The sequence below is a fragment of the Corallococcus sp. 4LFB genome, from assembly GCF_046520365.1.
Classification (GTDB): domain Bacteria; phylum Myxococcota; class Myxococcia; order Myxococcales; family Myxococcaceae; genus Corallococcus; species Corallococcus caeni.
In genome coordinates this window covers 14,151-32,003 of record NZ_JBKGHJ010000031.1, presented here as the reverse complement: position 1 = coordinate 32,003, position 17,853 = coordinate 14,151, and the positions used below count along the sequence as shown (strand labels likewise).

General features: G+C 71.4%; 14 protein-coding genes and 3 pseudogenes. 7 read left to right on the top strand and 10 right to left on the bottom strand.

What is annotated here, in order from left to right; genetic code table 11:
* Positions 1-751 (bottom strand): annotated as a pseudogene (locus ACLEQD_RS05900) (hypothetical protein); the annotation flags it as partial.
* A gap of 59 nt (positions 752-810) precedes the next feature.
* On the opposite strand from ACLEQD_RS05900, the gene ACLEQD_RS05895 reads away from it, so the two are divergent.
* Positions 811-1,248 carry a tetratricopeptide repeat protein gene (locus tag ACLEQD_RS05895; RefSeq protein WP_410382398.1) on the top strand — a complete coding sequence of 146 codons (438 nt, stop codon included), beginning with the start codon at positions 811-813 and terminating at the stop codon, positions 1,246-1,248.
* 102 nt (positions 1,249-1,350) lie between these two features.
* Positions 1,351-2,256, top strand: coding sequence for an alpha/beta fold hydrolase (locus tag ACLEQD_RS05890; protein ID WP_410382397.1), 906 nt, complete (start codon positions 1,351-1,353; stop codon positions 2,254-2,256).
* Positions 2,257-2,277: 21 nt separating this feature from the next.
* Here the strand turns inward: ACLEQD_RS05890 and ACLEQD_RS05885 are convergent, their stop codons facing one another.
* The 7 genes and pseudogenes from ACLEQD_RS05885 to ACLEQD_RS05855 form a co-directional block, all read right to left on the bottom strand.
* On the bottom strand, positions 2,278-3,072 hold the full coding sequence (locus tag ACLEQD_RS05885; RefSeq protein WP_410382395.1) for a hypothetical protein: 795 nt from the start codon (positions 3,070-3,072) through the stop codon (positions 2,278-2,280).
* A gap of 38 nt (positions 3,073-3,110) precedes the next feature.
* Positions 3,111-4,178, bottom strand: a complete 1,068-nt coding sequence (locus ACLEQD_RS05880; RefSeq protein WP_410382393.1) for a nicotinamidase — start codon at positions 4,176-4,178, stop codon at positions 3,111-3,113.
* A 21-nt stretch (positions 4,179-4,199) separates the two neighbouring features.
* Positions 4,200-6,066: pseudogene (locus ACLEQD_RS05875) on the bottom strand (hypothetical protein).
* A gap of 4 nt (positions 6,067-6,070) precedes the next feature.
* Positions 6,071-6,873 (bottom strand): annotated as a pseudogene (locus ACLEQD_RS05870) (protein phosphatase 2C domain-containing protein).
* A gap of 180 nt (positions 6,874-7,053) precedes the next feature.
* A complete protein-coding gene (locus tag ACLEQD_RS05865) occupies positions 7,054-7,743 on the bottom strand; it encodes an NUDIX hydrolase (RefSeq protein WP_410382391.1) in 690 nt (229 codons plus the stop codon).
* A 58-nt stretch (positions 7,744-7,801) separates the two neighbouring features.
* Entirely contained in the window at positions 7,802-8,452 is a 651-nt protein-coding gene (locus ACLEQD_RS05860; RefSeq protein ID WP_410382389.1) for an NADPH-dependent F420 reductase, read from the bottom strand.
* 24 nt (positions 8,453-8,476) lie between these two features.
* Positions 8,477-9,220, bottom strand: coding sequence for a type 1 glutamine amidotransferase domain-containing protein (locus ACLEQD_RS05855; protein WP_410382387.1), 744 nt, complete (start codon positions 9,218-9,220; stop codon positions 8,477-8,479).
* 118 nt (positions 9,221-9,338) lie between these two features.
* On the opposite strand from ACLEQD_RS05855, the gene ACLEQD_RS05850 reads away from it, so the two are divergent.
* The gene (locus ACLEQD_RS05850; protein WP_410382385.1) at positions 9,339-10,247 is read left to right on the top strand and encodes a LysR family transcriptional regulator; all 909 of its coding nucleotides are present in this window, start codon (positions 9,339-9,341) and stop codon (positions 10,245-10,247) included.
* 15 nt (positions 10,248-10,262) lie between these two features.
* Here the strand turns inward: ACLEQD_RS05850 and ACLEQD_RS05845 are convergent, their stop codons facing one another.
* Positions 10,263-11,264, bottom strand: a complete 1,002-nt coding sequence (locus tag ACLEQD_RS05845) for a diacylglycerol/lipid kinase family protein (protein ID WP_171413274.1) — start codon at positions 11,262-11,264, stop codon at positions 10,263-10,265.
* A 152-nt stretch (positions 11,265-11,416) separates the two neighbouring features.
* A complete protein-coding gene (locus ACLEQD_RS05840; protein ID WP_410382383.1) occupies positions 11,417-12,355 on the bottom strand; it encodes an SDR family NAD(P)-dependent oxidoreductase in 939 nt (312 codons plus the stop codon).
* 311 nt (positions 12,356-12,666) lie between these two features.
* Here ACLEQD_RS05840 and ACLEQD_RS05835 point away from each other — a divergent pair, with 311 nt between their 5' ends.
* The 4 genes from ACLEQD_RS05835 to ACLEQD_RS05820 all read left to right on the top strand — a co-directional run bounded on the left by ACLEQD_RS05835 (position 12,667) and on the right by ACLEQD_RS05820 (position 17,785).
* A complete protein-coding gene (locus ACLEQD_RS05835) occupies positions 12,667-14,202 on the top strand; it encodes a PEGA domain-containing protein (protein WP_410382381.1) in 1,536 nt (511 codons plus the stop codon).
* A 61-nt stretch (positions 14,203-14,263) separates the two neighbouring features.
* Positions 14,264-15,685, top strand: a complete 1,422-nt coding sequence (locus ACLEQD_RS05830) for an IgA Peptidase M64 (protein WP_410382379.1) — start codon at positions 14,264-14,266, stop codon at positions 15,683-15,685.
* Positions 15,686-15,824: 139 nt separating this feature from the next.
* A complete protein-coding gene (locus ACLEQD_RS05825) occupies positions 15,825-17,030 on the top strand; it encodes a hypothetical protein (RefSeq protein WP_410382376.1) in 1,206 nt (401 codons plus the stop codon).
* Positions 16,931-17,785, top strand: coding sequence for a hypothetical protein (locus ACLEQD_RS05820; protein WP_410382374.1), 855 nt, complete (start codon positions 16,931-16,933; stop codon positions 17,783-17,785). Before ACLEQD_RS05825 ends, ACLEQD_RS05820 begins: the two co-directional genes overlap by 100 nt.
* The last annotated feature ends 68 nt before the right edge of the window (positions 17,786-17,853 follow it).

Genomic DNA, 17,853 nt, shown 5'->3' with positions numbered 1-17,853 from the left:
CGCCGTGACTCACCAGCACCGTCACCGCGAGCACGAAGATGCGCGCCACCTCCGGCCCCAGGGCCTGCGCGAAGGCTTCCGCCGCCTCCTCCAACTCCTGGAACGTCTGTGCCCTGTCCGTCGCCGCCTTCAGCGCACCGCACGCCCGCACCACCGCGAGGAACGACTGCACGCCCACGTACGCCAGGAACACAGCGGCAATTACCGCCGCGGCCTTGGTGAACACGGGCTCCGGCGCCGCCGCCAGCACCACCCAGGAGGCAATCGCTCCCGACACCACGGACACGAAGAACGCCGGGTTCAGCGTGTCCTCCAGTGCGTCCCCAATGCTCGCGCGCAACGGCTCCAGCGACATGCCCACCGCGAGCGTCAGCCGGTCCAGCTCGCCGAAGCCCGCCCCGTCCTCCAGCAACGACAGACAATCCCCCGGAGCCTCGTGCGCCCGGCACCACCGCCCGTACCGGTCCCGCAGCATGAACCCGAGCCCCCGGTCCAGCTCCGCGCCCTGCCTCGCCACCGCGCGCACCACCCTCGACGGCCGCACCGTCAGCGGCACGTCCAGCACCAGCCGCGTCAGCGCCTCCTCGAACTCCCGCGCGCTGACCGGCACCCGCCGGTCCCACGTCGCCGGCGCATACGTCCGAGTCCTCTCCTCCGTGCGCAGCCGCACCGTGGGTCCGCTGGCGCAGCCCACCCAGAACACCCACAGCAGCAACCAGCAGCCAGCCCGTCCCCACGATTTCGTGCCCACGGCGTGTCATCTACACTGTTCCGAGGACCCCACGCGCCTCCCCGGTCCTCGGAGCCAGGATGACGTCGATTTCGGATGAGACCCATGAGCGCATCACCGACCTCTGCGCCCAGGGAGACGCGTCCGCCGGCGACGACGACTTCGAGCAGGCCTTGAAACACTTCAAGGCCGCCCTCGCCTTGATTCCGGAACCCACCCGCGACCATCAGCAGAACACCTGGGTGCGCGCCGCCATCGGCGACATGTACTTCCAGCTCGAGCGCTTCGAGGACTGCTTCAAGCACTTCGTGGAAGCCGTCCATTCGCCGGGCGGACTCGGCAATCCCTTCATCCACCTGCGGCTCGGCCAGAGCGCCCTGGAGCTGGGAGACGAAGCCCGCGCGGCCGACGAGCTGGCTCGCGCCTATATGGGCGGAGGCGAGGAGATCTTCGACAGCGAGGATGCGAAGTACCTGGAGTTCATCCAGTCCCGCCTGAAGCCACCCGAGGACGCCTGAGGCGCTGGGAGCCCGAGCGCCGGGCTCCCCGCTCGACCCGGCACCTCACGGACGTGGGGCGTGCACACCCTGAGGCGTGCAATCACTCGCGCGGAGGCGCCGATGACACGCCAGCAGCCGAACCCCACGACGCCCTCAGCCAAGGCTCCAAGCGCCGGCCGTCCCTTCTTCCCCGAGGGCTTCCGCGAAGGCGACGAGGACGTCAACGGCACGCGGATCCACTTCGTCATCGGAGGCAAGGGCAGCCCCGTCCTGCTGCTGCACGGCTACACGCAGACGCACCTCATGTGGTGGCGCCTGGCGCCGGAGCTCGCGAAGCAGCACACCGTGCTCATCCCGGACCTGCGAGGCGCCGGTGCCTCGGCTGCCCCCGCGCAGGGCTACGACAAGGAGACGATGGCCCGCGACATGCGCGCACTGGTGAAGAAGCTCGGCTTCGACAAGGTCTCCGTCGTGGGCCACGACATCGGCCTGATGGTCGCCTACGCCTACGCCGCCCTGTTCCCCGACGAGGTCGAACGCCTGGCCCTCCTGGACGCGTTCCTGCCGGGAATCGAGCCCTGGTCCGACCAGGTCATGAGCAGCCTGGCCGTGTGGCACTTCACCTTCAACGGCCCCACCGCGGAGAAGCTGGTGCAGGGACGTGAGCGCATCTACTTCGACCACTTCTGGACCGACTTCGCCGCCAATTCCCAGGCGGTCGGCGAAGCGGAGCGGCAGGCGTACACGGAGGCCTACGCGGCCCCAGGCCGGCTCCATTCGACGTGGGGCTACTTCCAGGCGCTGGAGCAGGACAAGAAGGACTTCCGGGAGCTGGCCCGGAACAAGCTCCCCATGCCCGTGATGGTCATTGGCGGTGACAAGTCCATGGGCGAACCCCTCGTCGCACAGGCGCGTGCGGTGGCGGCCCAGGTCGAACCCCACATCCTCCGGGACACCGGCCACTGGGTGACCGAGGAGCGCCCGGAAGAGGTCCGCCAACTGCTCGGCGGCTTCCTCCGGGCATGACGCCTGGACTCCAGACACGCTTCAGGCCCCGAAGCCTCCCAGCGCCGTGCGGCTGAAGCTGGCCGCACCCTGGCTGACGCGCACGGCGGACTGGCTGAACACCTGGAACGCGGCGCGGATCTCCTGGGCGCTCTGTCCCGGCGTCAGGATCCAGCGGTCCGCGATGCCCATCTCCTGGAACACGCGCCGGAAGTCCGTCACGCCGTCGTCAATGCCCATCGCCGCGACGATGTGGTTCTCCACCCGGTGCAGGTCCTTCACCAGCGCGGCCACGTCCTTCGCGCGCGCCTTCCGCGAGCCCGCGTCCGCGCCGTCGGTAATCAGCAGCGTCACCGTGCGCACCGGCACCCCGTTGCCGCTGAACTCCTGCGCCTTCGCCAGCACCGTGCCCAGCAGCACCACCGCCTGGTCGTACAGCGGCGTCCCCATATCCGCCGAGTAGTTCCCCGAGTGCATCCGCACCACGTCCTCCAGCGGCCGGAAGGGATTGAGCACGTGCCCGTTCAGGTAGCGCGTGTGGAACAGCACGCCGTCCTTCTGCTGGCTCGCCAGCAGCGCATCCAGCACCAGGTTGTGCCCGTCGCACACCGTCTTCGTGTGCCCGGCGTGCGAGATGCTCCCGGAGTCATCCGGCATCACCGTCACCAGCACCACCTCGCTGGCCTGCACGTCGTCCACGTGGATGCCCAGGCCCGCTTGAATCTGCGCTCCCAGGTCCACCACCGTGAGCGTCTGCAACCCCGCGGGGCTGAGGATGCCCTCCGCGTACGCGTCCTCGAAGAGCTTCGTGACACCCGTCCCGTTCGCCTTGCTCATGTCCGTGTCTCCCTTCGTGTGAGTGCCAAAGCCAGCCGTCACGCCAGGTGCAGGTCCGGCCAGCTCGCCAGCGGATCCGTCGACTTCACCAGGTGCATGCCCGCGTCCGCGAAGCGCTTGAGCGCCGCGTCCGCCTGCGGCGTGAAGTCCGCCGCGAAGCCGCCCTTGCCGTCCGGCACCGTCACCGACGACATGCAGTCCGTCAGCAGGTACACCTTGCGAGCCAGCGCCGCGTCCTGCGCGACGATCTCCCCCAGCAGGTCGTCGATGCTGCTCTTCACGCAGTGGCTGGCGGCCTGCCCGCCAATCACCACCGCGTCCGACGTGAGCAGCGTCTTCAGGAACTGGGTGTTGCGCTGCGCGAGCGGCTGGCCGTCATGCCGCATCAGCACCTCCGGCCGCATCACCGAGTAGTTCTCCGTCAGCGGGTTGCCGCCCTTCACCTCCACCCACGACTGCATGCCGCGCGCGTACGAGTGGAACAGCCGCGCCTCCTGCACCACCCCCGACAGCGCGTGCCCGTCGCTGCCCAGCAGGCAGTGCGGCGGCCACAGGTAGAGCGTGTACTTGCCCGCGCGCTCCAGCTCCTCGCAGTAGAACTTCACCTGCTTGAGCAGCCACGGGTAGTTGCCGCCGCACAGCCACTTCGCCATCGCCGGGTTCGGCCGGGCCTGGCCGCGTTCAATCTGCTCGCGAGTCACTTCACGGTACGGCTGGAGCGGCTGGTCGTCCTGGTCCACCCAGAACGACGGGAAGAAGATTTGATAGGCGAAGTGCGTATCCAGCGTCGCGGTGACGTTCGTCAGCGTCCCCAGGTTCCGGTAGATGAACTCCGCGATGCGGCGGTTGTCGTCGATGGCGCCCCGGCCACTCCGCCCCGCCACGTACAGCGAGCCGTCCGGGAAGCAGAAGTCCTTCTGCACGTCGATGAGCAGCAGGTGCAGGTTGAAGCGGTCCGTGGCCGCCGCCGTCACGCCCTGCGAGGCCTTCCACGCCCCGGCGTCCCGCTGGAGCTTCCCGGCGTTCGGGCCGTAGCCGTACTCCGCCGCGTGGTTGGCATTGTAGAACCCGGGCAGCGGCAGTTCCTTCGCATTCGCCTTCGTCATGTCCATCCCCCTGTCTGTGTTTCAGCTCATCCGCAACACGGTGAGGTCCTGAGCCCCCACCACCGTCAATCCCTCTCGCGACAGCAGCAGCCCTCGGCCCGCGTCCACGAACGGCTCCGCGTCCGGGAACTCACGCACCGCCTCCAGCCGCCCCAGCCGGTGCTCCACGCGCGTCAGCCCCGCGTCCGTGGCGCAGAAGAGCGCGCCCCCCACCGCGCACTTCCCCCGCAGCGTCCCCAGCCACGAGCCGTCCCCCGCGTCGGCCCGGGCGCTCGCGCGCACCGCCCCGTCCGGCCCCAGCAGCACCGCGTGGTGCACCGTGCGGCCGCCGGCCTCCTCCGCGAGCAGCAGCCACACCGTGTCCCCGTCGAACACGGCCTCCGCGTCCAGCAGCTGCCCCGAAGGCCACGGCAGCGCGAGCCCGTCCCTCAAGCCCTTGCGCTCCACGCTGAACAGGAAGGCCCCCCTCAGCCCCGCCGCGCGGTGGAACCCAGGCCGAACCGGGGCCCCACGAACAGCCGCGTCTGTCCTTGCAGCACGTCGCCCCACCGCTCGGGACCGTACGTCCCGTCCCGCCACAGCCCGCCGTCCACCGCCCAGAACCGGTGGCTGGCATTGGCCGCGAACACCGGCCGGTTTTCACAGACGTCCACGCCCAGGAACTCCGGCCTCCGGCCCGGGGTGAACACCGCCACGCGCCCGCCCTGCCCCAGCAGCGAGACGTCCCCCTGCACCGCCCAGCGCAGCGACGGATCCAGCGCGCCCTGCATCACCGTGCGGCCGTCCTCGCGGCGGTACGCGCCGTCCGCGTGGTAGACGAAGCGCACCGTCCCGTCCTCCGCGCTCGCATGCACCAGCACGCCGCGCGTCGTGAACTTCCGCTTCGCCGTCACCTGCCCGCGCACCGCCGACACCGGCGTGGCCGCCACCGTCGCGTTCGGCTGACACGTGGGGCACGAGGCCCGCGCATGCTCCAGGCCGCACGACGCGCACACCGAGAAGCGAAGCCCCTCCAGCACGGGCAACGGGAACGCGCCGCGCCGGTCCTCCACGAACACCTGGTGGAACAGGTGCAGCACTTCATCCGGCAGCGAGGCCCGGGGCAGCGCGGGCTTCGGGTACTGCACGTCCGGGTGGAACACGGTGACACGCTGGAGCAGCCGCCCCACCGCGTTCAGCCGGGCCCCCTGCGCCTTCGGCTTGTGGATGCCGCCCTGCGGCCCACGCACAGCAGCGACTGCATCACGGTGACGGCGAAGGCATACCAATCACTCTCCACCGTCGCAGGCCGAGCGGGCGTCAGCGCCTGCGCGCCCGCGTCCAGCCGCAGCGGGTCCAGGAACTTCTCCGTGAACACCGGGCAGAGGAAGGGCCCGAACTGGAAGCTGTCCGCGTCGATGAGGTACGCGTCCGTGCCCACCGTCAGCACGTTCAGGTCGTTGAAGTCCCCCACCACCACGCCGCCCGCGTGCACCGCCCCCAGCACGCGGTGCAGCCCCGCCAGCACCGTCACCGCGTCCGCGGCCTTGCCCCCCGCGCGCCGGAACGCCGGCTCGCTCCAGCGGCGCAGCGGCTCCACGCCGTCCAGCTTGCGCATCGCATAGCCCAGCACCTCCACGCCCTTCTTGTCCGTGGCCAGGGCCTGCGGCGTCACCACGCGCGCCGGCAGGCCCGTGGGGAACGCGCGCAGCTTCCGCTGGTGCTCCGCGAGCCGCGCCTTCGCGGCGGCCTGCTCGGGCACGAGGCCCAGGTAGTCCGGGTGCTCGGGCCGCTTGAAGACCTTGAGGGCGCGGCCATCGCCCAGGTCATACACATCCGCCTCGCCGCCCTTGCCCAGCGCGCGCTGTGGATCCAACCGGACCTTCTTCCCCTCCAGCCAGACGTCCATGGCCTCACGCCCTCCCCATCCGGCGGCGCAGCACCACCAGCGTGGTGTCGTCCGTCAGCAGCCCCGGCGCGCGCAAGAGCCGCCGCTCCGCGAAGTCCGCGCGCACCGACTCGCGGTTGAGCTGCGCCAGCCGCCGTCGCACCGCGTCCGGGTTCGTGAAGTAGCGGTCCTCCGTCCAGAACCGCGACAGCGGGCCCACCGGCTCGTCGCGCTCCGGCAGCCGTGCCTGCGCGAGCCCCAAGAGGTCCCCCACCCCATCCGTGCCCACCAGCAGCGCGTGCACGTCGTCCGTGGGCAGCAGCGCCCGGGGCACCAGCGGCACGTCCTCGCCGCGCAGCAGCGCATACGCGAGATACGGCGGCGCGTTGCCCGGGAACGGCCCCAGCGCGTGAACCTCACCGTTGAGCATCCACACCCCGTCCCCCGACGAGAAGACGAGCGTGTGAGCCGGCGTCATCACCGCCCCCACCAGCGTGAAGAGCAGGTCCCCCAGCACGTCCCGCCCCAGCGTGGACGCAAGGCCCTCCATCAGCGCCAGCACGTCCCCGCGCAGCCCCGGAAGGAAGTCCGGCCCGTCCACCGCCTCGCCCGCGCCAGCCTCGCATGGGCCGCCTGCGCCAGCCGCCGCACCCCCAGCTGCGCCCCCAATTCGCTGCACGGCTGGCTGCCACACCCATCCGCCACCACCACCACCAGCCCGTGCTCGCTCTCCCGGACGCAGGCGGCGTCCTGGTTGTTGCGTCCCGAGCGCGCGTGCTCCCGGCCCTGCACCGAACCCACCGCGACGTCGAAGGGCAGCGTGGACATGGCTCTCCCGTGGCCCTCGAAGGGCACGCACGACACAGAACCTGCTGGCGAGTGGACGGCCCCGCGCCGCCCGACTTCGTGTACCTACGACACCAACATAGTGTCCATATGACACGAAATCAAGGCGACGTGGGACAACCTGTCAGCGGAGGGCCTGGGAGCTGGCGGGAGGTGTGGGGCCTACAGCTCGAAGTTGAAGCCGGCCTTCTCGAGCTGTTTGTACTTCTTGTGGTCGAACCGGTAGAGGCGCGCGGCGCGGTGGGAGACGTCCTGCTCCACCTCGTCCAGCTCCTCCAGCAGGTCCATGGCGAGGATCTTCTTGCGGAAGTTGCGCTTGTCGAGCTCGCGCTCCAGCACCGTCTCGTACAGCCGCTGGAGCTGCGACAGCGTGAACTTGGGCGGCAGCAGCTCGAAGCCGATGGGCTGGTAGCGCACCTTGCCCTTGAGCCGCTGCAGCGCGGTGGCGAGCACGTCCGCGTGGTCGAACGCGAGCTTCGGCGTGTCCCAGACGGAGAACCACGCCGCCTCGCGCGCGTCGGTGGACGCATGGAGGTGGTGCGCGGACAGCTTCACCAGCGCGAAGTACGCCACGGTGATGACGCGGCCCCGGGGATCGCGGTCCGGAGCACCGAACGTGTAGAGCTGCTCCAGGTGGCTGGTGCGCAGGCCCGCCTCCTCATCCAGCTCGCGGCGCGCGGCGTCCTCCAGGGACTCCTCCATGCGCACGAAGCCGCCGGGCAGCGCCCACTGGCCCTGGAATGGCTCCACGCCGCGCTGGATGAGCAGCACCTTGAGGTCATCCTCGTCCAACCCGAAGACGACGCAGTCCACCGTCACCGCCGGGCGCGGGTACTTGTAGGTGTGGCTCATGGGGAAACCCTCCGGCCGGCATCGTGTCCAGAGGACACGGTGCCGGCAAGGGGTCTGTTCAGGACGCCGCGCGCGGCAGCAGCTTGAAGGCCACCTGCCGCCCCTGGCCGCCCTTCACCGCCAGGTGGATCCACAGCACGGCCAGGTGCTCCAGCAGGCTCGCGTTGCGCAGCGGGCCGCAGTCCACGGGCTGGAAGCCCGCCTGCTTCGCGATGGCGGCCACGGTGTCCTTCGCCGCCGCGTCGTCACCGGCCAGCTGCACGTCCACCGCCATGCCCGACAGCGCCGGGTCGCCGTGGAACTCCGCGCCAAAGGTGTTGAACGCCTTCACCCAGCGCGCGCCCGGGACCGCCTTCGCCAGCGCCGCGGTGAGGGAGCCCTCGGGGACCGGGACCAGGGTGGGGCCGCTCGCGTCGAAGACCACCGGGTTGTTGCAGTCCACGGCCACCTTGCCCGTCAGGTCCCCCGCGTCCCGCGCGGCGGCGACGGCGGCCGTGGCGGGCACCGCGAAGAACACCACGTCCGCCCAGGCCGCCACCTCCCGCACGCTGCCCGCCTGGGCCTGGCCACCGCACCGCTCCAGCAGGGCCTTCACGTCCGAGCCAGGCCGGACCCCGAAGCGCACCGGGAACCTGCTCCGCGCCAGCCGCACGCCCAGGTTCCCGCCCACGTTGCCCACGCCAATGATTGCAATCTTCACGTCCGCCATGACCTGCCTCCGCGTGTCCGTCCGTCAGTGTCCCAGGGCCTGGATGACGAGCCGCGCCGTCTCCCGCCCCGAATTCTGCTGCTGCCCGGTGATGAGCTGGCCGTCGCGCACGGCGAACGGCTTCCAGGCCCCCGCGCGCACGAAGTTGGCGCCCCGCTCGCGAGCGACGTCCTCGATGCGGAAGGGCATCACCTTGCGCCCCACCAGCTGGTCGGCCGCATCCTCCTCCACGTTGGCGAAGCCCGTCAGGGTCCGGCCCTCCAGCAGCGGCCGTCCATCCGACAGCGTCACGTCCAGCAGCGCCGCCGTGCCGTGGCAGAGCGCGGCGGTGACCTTGCCCGCCTCCAGGAAGCCGCGCAGCAGGCCCTGCAGCACGCGGTCCTCGCGGAAGGTGAACATGGGGGACTGCCCCCCGCAGACGAGGATGGCGTCGAAGTCCTCCACCCGCACGCCGGACAGCTTGCGCGTCGTCTCCAGCAGGGCCGCGTGCCGGGGGCTGCCCAGGAAGCCCAGGCTGAGGAGGTCGTGCGCGGAGTAGCCGCTGGGGTCGCGCGGGTCGCTCAGCGCGTCGGGCGTCACCCGGCCGCCCTGGGGACTGGCCAGCTCCACCGCGTAGCCGGCCTCCGTCATCTCCATGTACGGGTGCACCAGCTCCGACGCCCAGAAGCCCACCGGCCCTCCCAGCGTGGTGGAGACGGCGGGGTTGGCCACGACCATCAACACCCGCTTCCGGGAGGACACCTTCGCCTGGGAACCCTGCTCTTGCATCGTCCGCTCCTGTCGCCTGGGCCGGGAGCGTCACGCCCCGGGCCTCTCGTGGACGGCAAGATGCGGTGGGGAGCGGGTTTCATGCCAGTGAATCCCCTGCAAGGTTATGTTTCGCCGCATGAAACTGGCGTCGGTGGACCTGAACCTGCTGGTGGCCCTGGAGGCGCTCCTGCGCGAGGGCAGCGTGACGAAGGCGGGGCTCAGCATGGGGCTGAGCACCCCGGCCATGAGCCACGCCCTGGCGCGGCTGCGCACGCAGCTGGACGACCCGCTGCTGGTGCGCGCGGGCCGGGGCATGGTGCTGACGCCGCGCGCGGTGGCGCTGCGGCCCCGGCTGCAGGCGCTGCTGTCGGAGGTGGGCACGGTGCTGTCGCCCGCGCGCACGTTCGAGCCCGCGCGGCTGGAGCGCACCTTCCGCATCCACGCCACGGACCACGTGCTGACAGTGCTGGGCACGGCGCTGGACCGGCTGGTGCGGCGCGAAGCCCCCGCGGTGACGCTCCAGTTCCTGCCCAACTCGCCGGACGACGGCGCGATGCTGCGCGAGGGCAGCATCGACCTGGCGGTGGGCGTCTACGTGGACCTGCCGCCGGAGCTGCGCACGCGCAAGCTGTTCACCGACCGCTTCGTGTGCGTGGTGCGAAGGGACCACCCCACGGTGAGGCGCACGCTGACGCTGGAGCAGTTCCTCGCGCTGGAGCACCTGCAGGTGGCCCCGCGCGGCAGGCCCGGCGGCTACGTGGACACGGTGCTGGCGGTGCGCAACCAGCGCCGGCGCGTCGCGCGCGCGGTGCCGTACTTCCTGGCGGGGCTTCAACTGGTGGAGGCGTCCGACTACGTCCTCACCATCTCCGAACGGGTGGCGAAGGCGGTGGCGCCCCGGCTGAAGCTCAAGCTGCTGCCGCCGCCGCTGCCCCTGGAGCCCTACACCCTCACGCTGCTGTGGCACCCGCGCGAGGACGCCGACCCCGCGCACCGCTGGCTGCGCGACGTGTTCGTCCGGGCCGCGCGCGCCGCCGCGCCGTGAGGGGCCCTCCCCGCGTCAGACCGCGACGAGCCGGCCCAGGCGGCGCCAGTCGACCAGCTGGACGTTCTCCTCCGCCAGGTCGAACTCCAGCGAGCGGCGCATGCCCAGCACGTCGCCGCCCATCTGGAAGGGCACGTCGCGGTCGAAGTCCATCCGCAGGCGCTCCACGAAGAAGTCGTGCATGCGCGGCATGGGGTGCTCGCCGCGCCACAGGCGGAACATGTTGCGCGTGGCCTCCATCACGCCCGCGCCGTACACGCGCACCGACAGCCGGTGCGGCACCGCCTGCGCGAACGGGAACGCCTTGAAGCCGAAGCCCCACTCCGGCGTCGTCGCCGCGCCCGCCACGCCCGCGGGGCCCTGGTACAGGAGCTGCCCCGCGCCGCCGTTGGGCACCGGCCGCACCGCGCCCGTCGCGTCGACGGTCAGCGCGGACGCGCCCAGGTTGTAGACGGAGACATTCGGGTTGCCCTCGCCGAACAAGTGGCGCGGCACCGTGCGCGTGAACATGGCGCCCAGGTAGCCGCGCAGCCCGGACTGCGACTTCTTCAGCGGCCCCGCGGCGGCGAGCTGGTTCTTGAAGTCCTGAATCATCTCCGCGTCCCAGCCCGTGCCCGCGAAGGGCGCCACCCGGCCCTCCACCCGCACCAGGGAGAAGGGACGCAGGGGCGGCAGGCGCTCGCCGTACGCGGCGATCTGCTTCAGGGCCACCTGGGGGCGCGGCGCGCCGGTGACGCGGGCCCAGGCGTTGCCCGTGCCCAAAGGCAGCACGCCAATGGCCGGCAGGGCCACGCCCTGGGAGCGCAGCTCGTTGAGCAGGCCCGTGATGGTGCCGTCCCCGCCGCCCGCCAGCAGCAGGCTGGGCGGGTCATGACGGAGCTGGTCCACCCACTCCCGCGCCTCTTCCAGGGAACGGGTCAGGGCCACCCGGGCCCGGGGGAGCAGGTCCCTGACGAGCCCGCCCATCCCTTCGGTCCCTTTACGCGCACGCAGATTGACGAGAACGGCGATGTTCATGGCGGGCGCGACTCTTCCCCAGGTCATGTCATGGCCCCGTCACGAAAAGCGCCCCCGGCATGGGGACGCCCCTTGGGAACATGGTCATCACGCCCCCAGGGCGTGGGCGAGCCGCGCCTCCAGGTGACGCTCGGCCGCACGCCGGCGCAGCGTCACCGCCGCGGCGGCCAGCCCGCCCGCCACCAGCAACCGCCGCAGCCATGTTTTTCCGGTGCCATGGTAACCACCCGACGCCGTGTCCCCCTCCGCCATGGGCTGGAAGACGTTGCCGGGCGTGGGGCCCTGCCGCTCGTCCTTGAAGTGCAGCACGTCCGTGCCGGACTTATGGTGCGCTCGAACGTGCGGGGGAGCAGGCCGTGCATCGCCGCGAAGCTCTTCCCGGCGGGGCCGACAATCACCTCGTCCTGCGGGTGGCGCAGCACGCGGAGGATGGTGCGGGCCACGCGCTCCGGCGTGTAGACGGGCTCCACCGGGCGGATGCGCCAGCCGGTGTAGTTGGCGGTGTGGCGCCACAGGGGCGTGTCGATGGCGGCGGGCATCACCGTGCACACGTCGATGCCCGTCTCCAGCAGCTCCTGGCGCAGCGACGCGGAGAAGCCGCGCACCGCGAACTTGGAGGCCACGTAGGCGCTCAGGTACGGCGCGGGCACGGCGCCAAAGGTGGAGGACACGTTGACGAGCGTCCCGTAGCCCTGGCGGCGGAACCGCGCCAGCGCCACCCTCGCGCCGCTCACGGTGCCAAAGAAGTTGGTCTCCATGAGCTGGCGGAACGCCTCGTCCGGCGTCTCCTCCAGGCTGCCCAGCATGTAGACGCCCGCGTTGTTCACCCAGCCGTCGAAGTGGCCGAAGGCACCCACCGCGGCTTCCGCCAGCTTCTTCACGGCCCCGGCGTCCGCCACGTCCGTGGGCACCACCAGGGCCTGGACGCCGTGGGACTCGCACTCGGCCGCCAGCGCTTCCAGCGGGTCCTCCCGGCGCGCGGCGAGGACCACGTGGGTGCCCTTCTTCGCCAGCAGCAACGCCGTGGCCCGGCCGATGCCGCTGGAGGCGCCCGTGATGACGATGACCTTCTTCTTCCAGATGCGATCCATGGAGTGGGGTCCTTGTGGCTGGCTCGACGGCCCCCCGGGGCCCGAGCGTTCAAGAGCGTCGGTGGGCGCCTCGACCATGACGCCGCACGTCGGAGAAGGTGGGGACGGCCCCGACGTCCTACCCGGGCCAGCGGTGACTCACCTGGAGGGCAGCCAGCGAGGCAGGGGGCCCGGAATCCGGACGGAGGTCCACATGCGGGACCGGGGCACAGGGGCCAGGGGGGCGCTGGCCTGGAGGGTGGACAGTCCGGTAGAGCACGGAACGCGGCCTGCATCGCCGGTCCGGCCATCCCTTCCACACCCACGAGACCATGCCCTTCCGACCGAAGCCGTCCGCGTTCGCGCTGCTGCTGTGCCTGCTGTGCGCCACCGCCCCGGAGGCCGCGCCCCACCGGCTGGTGGTCTCCAGCGGAGACTGCCGGGACGCGGAGCTGAGCGGCCAGTCCAAGGCGTTCTACGACGCCCTGCGCGCCCGCCCCGAGCAGCGCGTGCTGAGGGCGCCCGAGTTCGCCGAGCGCCTCTTCCCCGCGTCCTCGCGCTCCTTCGAGGACCTCCAGCGCCAGCTGGACGCCGCGCAGGACCAGTTCTACGAGGGCCGCAACGCCCGCGCGTCCCAGCTCCTGGACGACGCCCTGCGCGACATCCGCCGCCTGCCGCCGGGCGAGCCGCGCTGGAAGCTCTTCGCCCACGCGCAGCTGCTCCACGGACTCAACCAGCGGGCGCAGGGGAAGACGAAGGACAGCGACGCGGCCTTCCTCCAGGTGCTGCGCCTCCAGCCGAAGTACCAGCTGGACCCGGACCAGTACGCCCCCTCCATCCGGCAGGCCTTCGAGAAGCTGCGCCGCGACCTGGCCCGGACGCCCAAGGTGAAGCTGTCCTTGAAGTCCACGCTGCCCGCGTCGGACGTGTACCTGGAGGGGCTGGGCGTGGGGCAGACGCCGCTCACGCTGGAGCTGCCCGCCGGGGCGTACGAGCTGTCCATGGTGAAGGGGGACGCGGTGAGCTTCCCCCGCCAGGTGCAGGCGCAGGGGGCGGACACGCCGCTGCTGGTGGACCTGGCCTATGAGGGGTCGGTGACGGCCGCGCCCTTCCCGTGCCTGTCCGCCGCGGACGGCAACGAGGAGCGCACCTGGAGCCACGCGGTGCGCCTGGGCGGCACGCTGGGCGTGGAGGAGGTCATCGTCGTGCGGCTGGAGCGCGCGAGCAGCGGGCCCAAGTGGTTCGCCGCCACGGTGCTCAACGTCGAGGGCGGACAGAAGCTGCGCGAGGGCGGCTTCAAGACGCAGGGCCTGGACGCGCCCGGGGAGGCGCTCTCCGCGCTGGTGGACTTCGTCACCACCGGACGCTCGCCCTCCAACCTCGTGGTGATGAACAGCGCCAACGGCAAGGCGCCCTGGGACGCGGGGAGCCCTCGGGGCGCGGGGACGTCCTCCGGCGCGGAGCTCACCGCCCCCAACCTGTTGTCGGAGGACGTGTCCGGCGCCGCGGCCGCTCCCCGGAAGGGCCTGCGCACGGCGTCGTACGTGGCGCTGGGTGCGGGCGTGGCGGCGCTGGGCGGCGCGGGCGTGGTGCGGCTGCTGGCCCAGAAGGACCTGAACGGGCTGGAGGACCGCCGCGCGGCCAACGGCGGCCAGCTCGTCAGCACGGACGCGCGGGCCGTGGCGCTGCGCGACTCGCTCGTGGGCAAGAGCCACCTGATGACGGGGCTGCTCGTGGGCGCAGGCGCGGCGGTCGTCACCGGGGCGGTGCTCTTCCTCGTGTCCTCGCCCGCGAAGGCCCCGCCCGTGACGCTGGGGGTGTCAGCGGACGGCACGGGCGCGGCGGCGAGCGTGTCCGGAGCGTTCTGAGGGGACGTTCCCGGCCGGAGGTTCCTGGCCGGGAAGCACCGGGCGCGTAGAGTCGCGCCCCATGCGCGCTTTCCTCCTGCTGCTGCTGTTCACGGCGAGCACCGCCCTCGCCGCGCCCCGGACGTTCCGCGTCGACTACTTCCACACCGGCAACGCCACCGAGGAGCGCTTCAGCCTGGAGCGGCTCGTGGTGGAGCCGCTGCCCTGGCCGGGCCACCCGGCGCGGGCCATCGACGAGACGAACCTGGGCAAGTACCTCTTCGAGGTGCGGGACCGGCGGACGAACCGGCTGCTGTACTCGCGCGGCTTCGCCTCCATCTTCGGCGAGTGGGAGCTGACGGACGAGGCGAAGCAGGCCCACCGCACCTTCAGCGAGTCGCTGCGCTTCCCGTCGCCGGACCGGCCCGTCCAGGTGATCTTGAAGAAGCGCGACGCCCAGAACGCCTTCCGCGAAATCTGGTCGGTGGTGGTGGATCCGAAGGACCCCTTCGTGGACCCGTCCTCGCCGCCCGCGCCGGGCCCGCTGCTCAAGCTGCTGGAGAACGGGCCGTCGCGGGACAAGGTGGACTTCCTCATCCTGGGGGACGGCTACACGGAGGCCGAGCGCCCCAAGTTCGAGAAGGACGCGCGCAAGCTGGTGGACATCCTCTTCAGCTACTCCCCGTTCAAGGAGCGCAAGGCGGACTTCAACGTCTGGGGGCTGATGCCCGGGGCGGCCGAGTCCGGCATCTCGCGGCCGTCCACCGGCGTCCACCGCCGCCCGCCCCTGGGCTCCACCTACGACGCCTTCGGCGCCGAGCGCTACATCCTCACCTTCGACAACGCCGCGCTGCGCGACACCGCCGCCTTCGCGCCCTACGAGTTCGTCGAAATCCTGTCCAACGGCAACACCTACGGCGGCGGCGGCATCTTCAACCTCTTCAGCACCGTGGCCTCCGACAGCCTCTGGGCCCCCTACGTCTTCGTCCACGAGTTCGGCCACCACTTCGCGGGGCTGGCGGACGAGTACTACACCTCCGCCCCCATCTACGGCGCCGCGCCCGCGGAGCGGGTGGAGCCCTGGGAGAAGAACGTCACCGCCCTCCACGACCCCTCCCAGCTCAAGTGGAAGGACCTGGTGGCCCCCGGCACCCCGCTGCCCACGCCCTGGAACCAGGCCACCTATGACGCCCATGCCCTGCGGGTGCAGCAGCGGCGGCAGAAGATTCGCGCGGAGCGCAAGCCCGAGGCGGAGATGGACGCGCTCTTCGTGGCGCAGCGGGACTGGGAGGAGAAATTCCTGGGCACGCAGAAGTTCTCCGGGAAGGTGGGCGCCTTCGAGGGGGCCCACTACGAGGCGAAGGGCTACTTCCGGCCCCAGATGGACTGCGTGATGTTCACCCGGGACCGGGGGCCCTTTTGCGCGGTGTGCCAGCGCGGCATCAGCGAGGTCATCGACCTGTACGCGGGTCCAACGGCCACCCAGACCCGGAAGAGTCCCTGACTTCCTTCGATTCCCAGGCCCCTATGCATCCTTTCGGGTGACAGGGACGTGGCAGGTGGTTGGGCAAATGGACGCCCCTCGGTTTTCGGGTGTAAGGGGGACCGCATCCGCAGTCTTGGACCCCATGGGAGGCATTCACATGCTGAAGCGAAGCCTGAAGCGCAGCTGGCTGCCGGCACTCGTCACCACCGTGTTCGTCACGGTTGGCACGGGTTGCGGCGACGAGTGTGTCGATCAGTTCGACTGTCGTGACAAGGCGCGCCCCCGCGGGCAGATCTACGCCTGCGTGGAGAACAAGTGCGAGCTGCGCACGCTGAACACGCCGGAAGTGGACGCGGGCACGGAGATGGACGCGGGCTCTGACGCGGGCATGGACGCGGGCACCGAGATGGATGCCGGCACCGACGGTGGCACTGGCGGCCCCCAGGCGTGCAACCCGGCCTGCGCGCTGACCGAGTCCTGCAACATCGAGACGAACACCTGCACGCCCTCCAGCGTCACCACGCCCCTTGCGGACACGAGCGCGCAGATCGCCGCGTTCGTCGAGGCCCCGGCGGGCGTGCTGGCCACGCCGCTGCCGGTCAGCGGCGCGTTCGTGACCTTCATGAAGCCCGAGGTGGCGGGCAGCGCGGCCACGGAGGCCTCCGGCTTCTTCCTGCAGGCCGAGGCCGGCGGGCCGGCGATGTTCGTGCGCGGCTCCGCGTCCACCACGACGGTGGCCGTGGGTGACCGCGTGACGCTGAACGTCACGGAGAAGGAGATCCTCAACGGGCTCAACGTGGCGAAGGCCGTCACGGACCTGACCGTGGTGAGCCAGAACCACGGCGTGTGGAACCTGGACACCGCGACGCCCGCGGGCCTGAAGGTGGACGCGAACGCCGTCAGCAGCTTCGAGGACGCCGGCACGACCAGCCTCTACGAGAGCCGCCTGGTCACCGTGTCCGGCAAGCTGGAGAACGGCGGCAGCAGCGGCGCGGCCTTCACCGCCTTCCCGGTCATCACCACGGGTGAGCCGACCCCCAGCCCCCTGCGCCTGCGCGTGCCCAGCACCGTGTCCACCTACCTGGACCTGGTCTCGGGCTGCGACGTGGCGGTGCCCACCGGCATCGTCTGGCGCTTCAACGCCCAGCCCCAGGTGTCCGTGTTCGCGCCGGAGCAGCTCACCGTCACCGGGTGCCCGCCCCGACGCTGTCGAGCGCCTTCGCGACGTCGCTCACGCAGGTCAAGGTCTCCTTCAGCCGTTCGGTGGACGCGGCCAGCCTCACCGCGGTGCCGACGCAGTTCACGTTCAGCGGTGGCCTCCAGGCGCAGAGCGCGACGGTCAGCGGCAAGGACGTCCTGGTGACGACCAGCGAGCAGACCGCGGGGACGGACTACACGGTGTCTGTCGCCAACTCCGTGAAGGACACGGTGGGCGGCGCGGTCGTCAGCCCCAACACGGCGAGCTTCAAGGGCTTCCGCGCGGGCGCCGTCCTGCGCATCACCGAGGTGCAGCCCAGCGCGGCGAGCAGCCTGGACCTCGTGGAGCTGCAGGTCGTCACCGCCGGCACGACGGCGGGCCTCCTGCTGCAGCAGGACGTGAACTCCGCCGTGACCCTGGCCACCCTGCCGGACGTGGCCGTGGCCGTGGGTGACATCATCGTGGTCCACCTCAACGGCACCGCGGACAGCGAGACCACCGCGAAGGACCAGTTCCCCACCAGCACCACCCCGGCCAACTACGACACCGCCTGGGACTTCAAGGGCGGGACGACGGGCATCACCTTCTCCAGCCGCGTCATCCTGGTGCGTGACGCGCAGAACGCCATCCAGGACGCGGTGCCCTTCGCGCGCAACTCGGGCACGCCGCCCGCGGCCTTCCCGGGCAACCTCCAGGCCATCCAGGCCGCCGGTCAGTGGCTGCCCGCGGACTGCGGCGGTGAGCCGTGCACGACGGGCTCCACGCCCACCGCGGCGGCCGTCTCCGCGGACTGGACCAACGTGCCCACGAACAACGCGACGCCGGCCAGCGACTCCGTCCGTCGCGTCAGCGCCACGGACACGAACATGGCCGCCGACTGGGCCGTGGGTGCTCCGTCGTGGGGCGTCGCGAATCCGTAGTCGCCGGACCTGACACCTTGCAGTGACCCAGGGCCGCGCTCCTCCACCCGGGGAGCGCGGCCCTTCTT

What these genes read in the sequence shown, in the direction of transcription:
- ACLEQD_RS05895 (WP_410382398.1), top strand. Translation starts at nt 811, where the DNA reads ATGACGTCGATTTCGGATGAGACCCATGAGCGCATCACCGACCTCTGC.
- ACLEQD_RS05890 (WP_410382397.1), top strand. Translation starts at nt 1,351, where the DNA reads ATGACACGCCAGCAGCCGAACCCCACGACGCCCTCAGCCAAGGCTCCA.
- ACLEQD_RS05885 (WP_410382395.1), bottom strand. Translation starts at nt 3,072, where the DNA reads ATGAGCAAGGCGAACGGGACGGGTGTCACGAAGCTCTTCGAGGACGCG.
- ACLEQD_RS05880 (WP_410382393.1), bottom strand. Translation starts at nt 4,178, where the DNA reads ATGACGAAGGCGAATGCGAAGGAACTGCCGCTGCCCGGGTTCTACAAT.
- ACLEQD_RS05865 (WP_410382391.1), bottom strand. Translation starts at nt 7,743, where the DNA reads ATGAGCCACACCTACAAGTACCCGCGCCCGGCGGTGACGGTGGACTGC.
- ACLEQD_RS05860 (WP_410382389.1), bottom strand. Translation starts at nt 8,452, where the DNA reads ATGGCGGACGTGAAGATTGCAATCATTGGCGTGGGCAACGTGGGCGGG.
- ACLEQD_RS05855 (WP_410382387.1), bottom strand. Translation starts at nt 9,220, where the DNA reads ATGCAAGAGCAGGGTTCCCAGGCGAAGGTGTCCTCCCGGAAGCGGGTG.
- ACLEQD_RS05850 (WP_410382385.1), top strand. Translation starts at nt 9,339, where the DNA reads ATGAAACTGGCGTCGGTGGACCTGAACCTGCTGGTGGCCCTGGAGGCG.
- ACLEQD_RS05845 (WP_171413274.1), bottom strand. Translation starts at nt 11,264, where the DNA reads ATGAACATCGCCGTTCTCGTCAATCTGCGTGCGCGTAAAGGGACCGAA.
- ACLEQD_RS05840 (WP_410382383.1), bottom strand. Translation starts at nt 12,355, where the DNA reads ATGGATCGCATCTGGAAGAAGAAGGTCATCGTCATCACGGGCGCCTCC.
- ACLEQD_RS05835 (WP_410382381.1), top strand. Translation starts at nt 12,667, where the DNA reads ATGCCCTTCCGACCGAAGCCGTCCGCGTTCGCGCTGCTGCTGTGCCTG.
- ACLEQD_RS05830 (WP_410382379.1), top strand. Translation starts at nt 14,264, where the DNA reads ATGCGCGCTTTCCTCCTGCTGCTGCTGTTCACGGCGAGCACCGCCCTC.
- ACLEQD_RS05825 (WP_410382376.1), top strand. Translation starts at nt 15,825, where the DNA reads ATGCTGAAGCGAAGCCTGAAGCGCAGCTGGCTGCCGGCACTCGTCACC.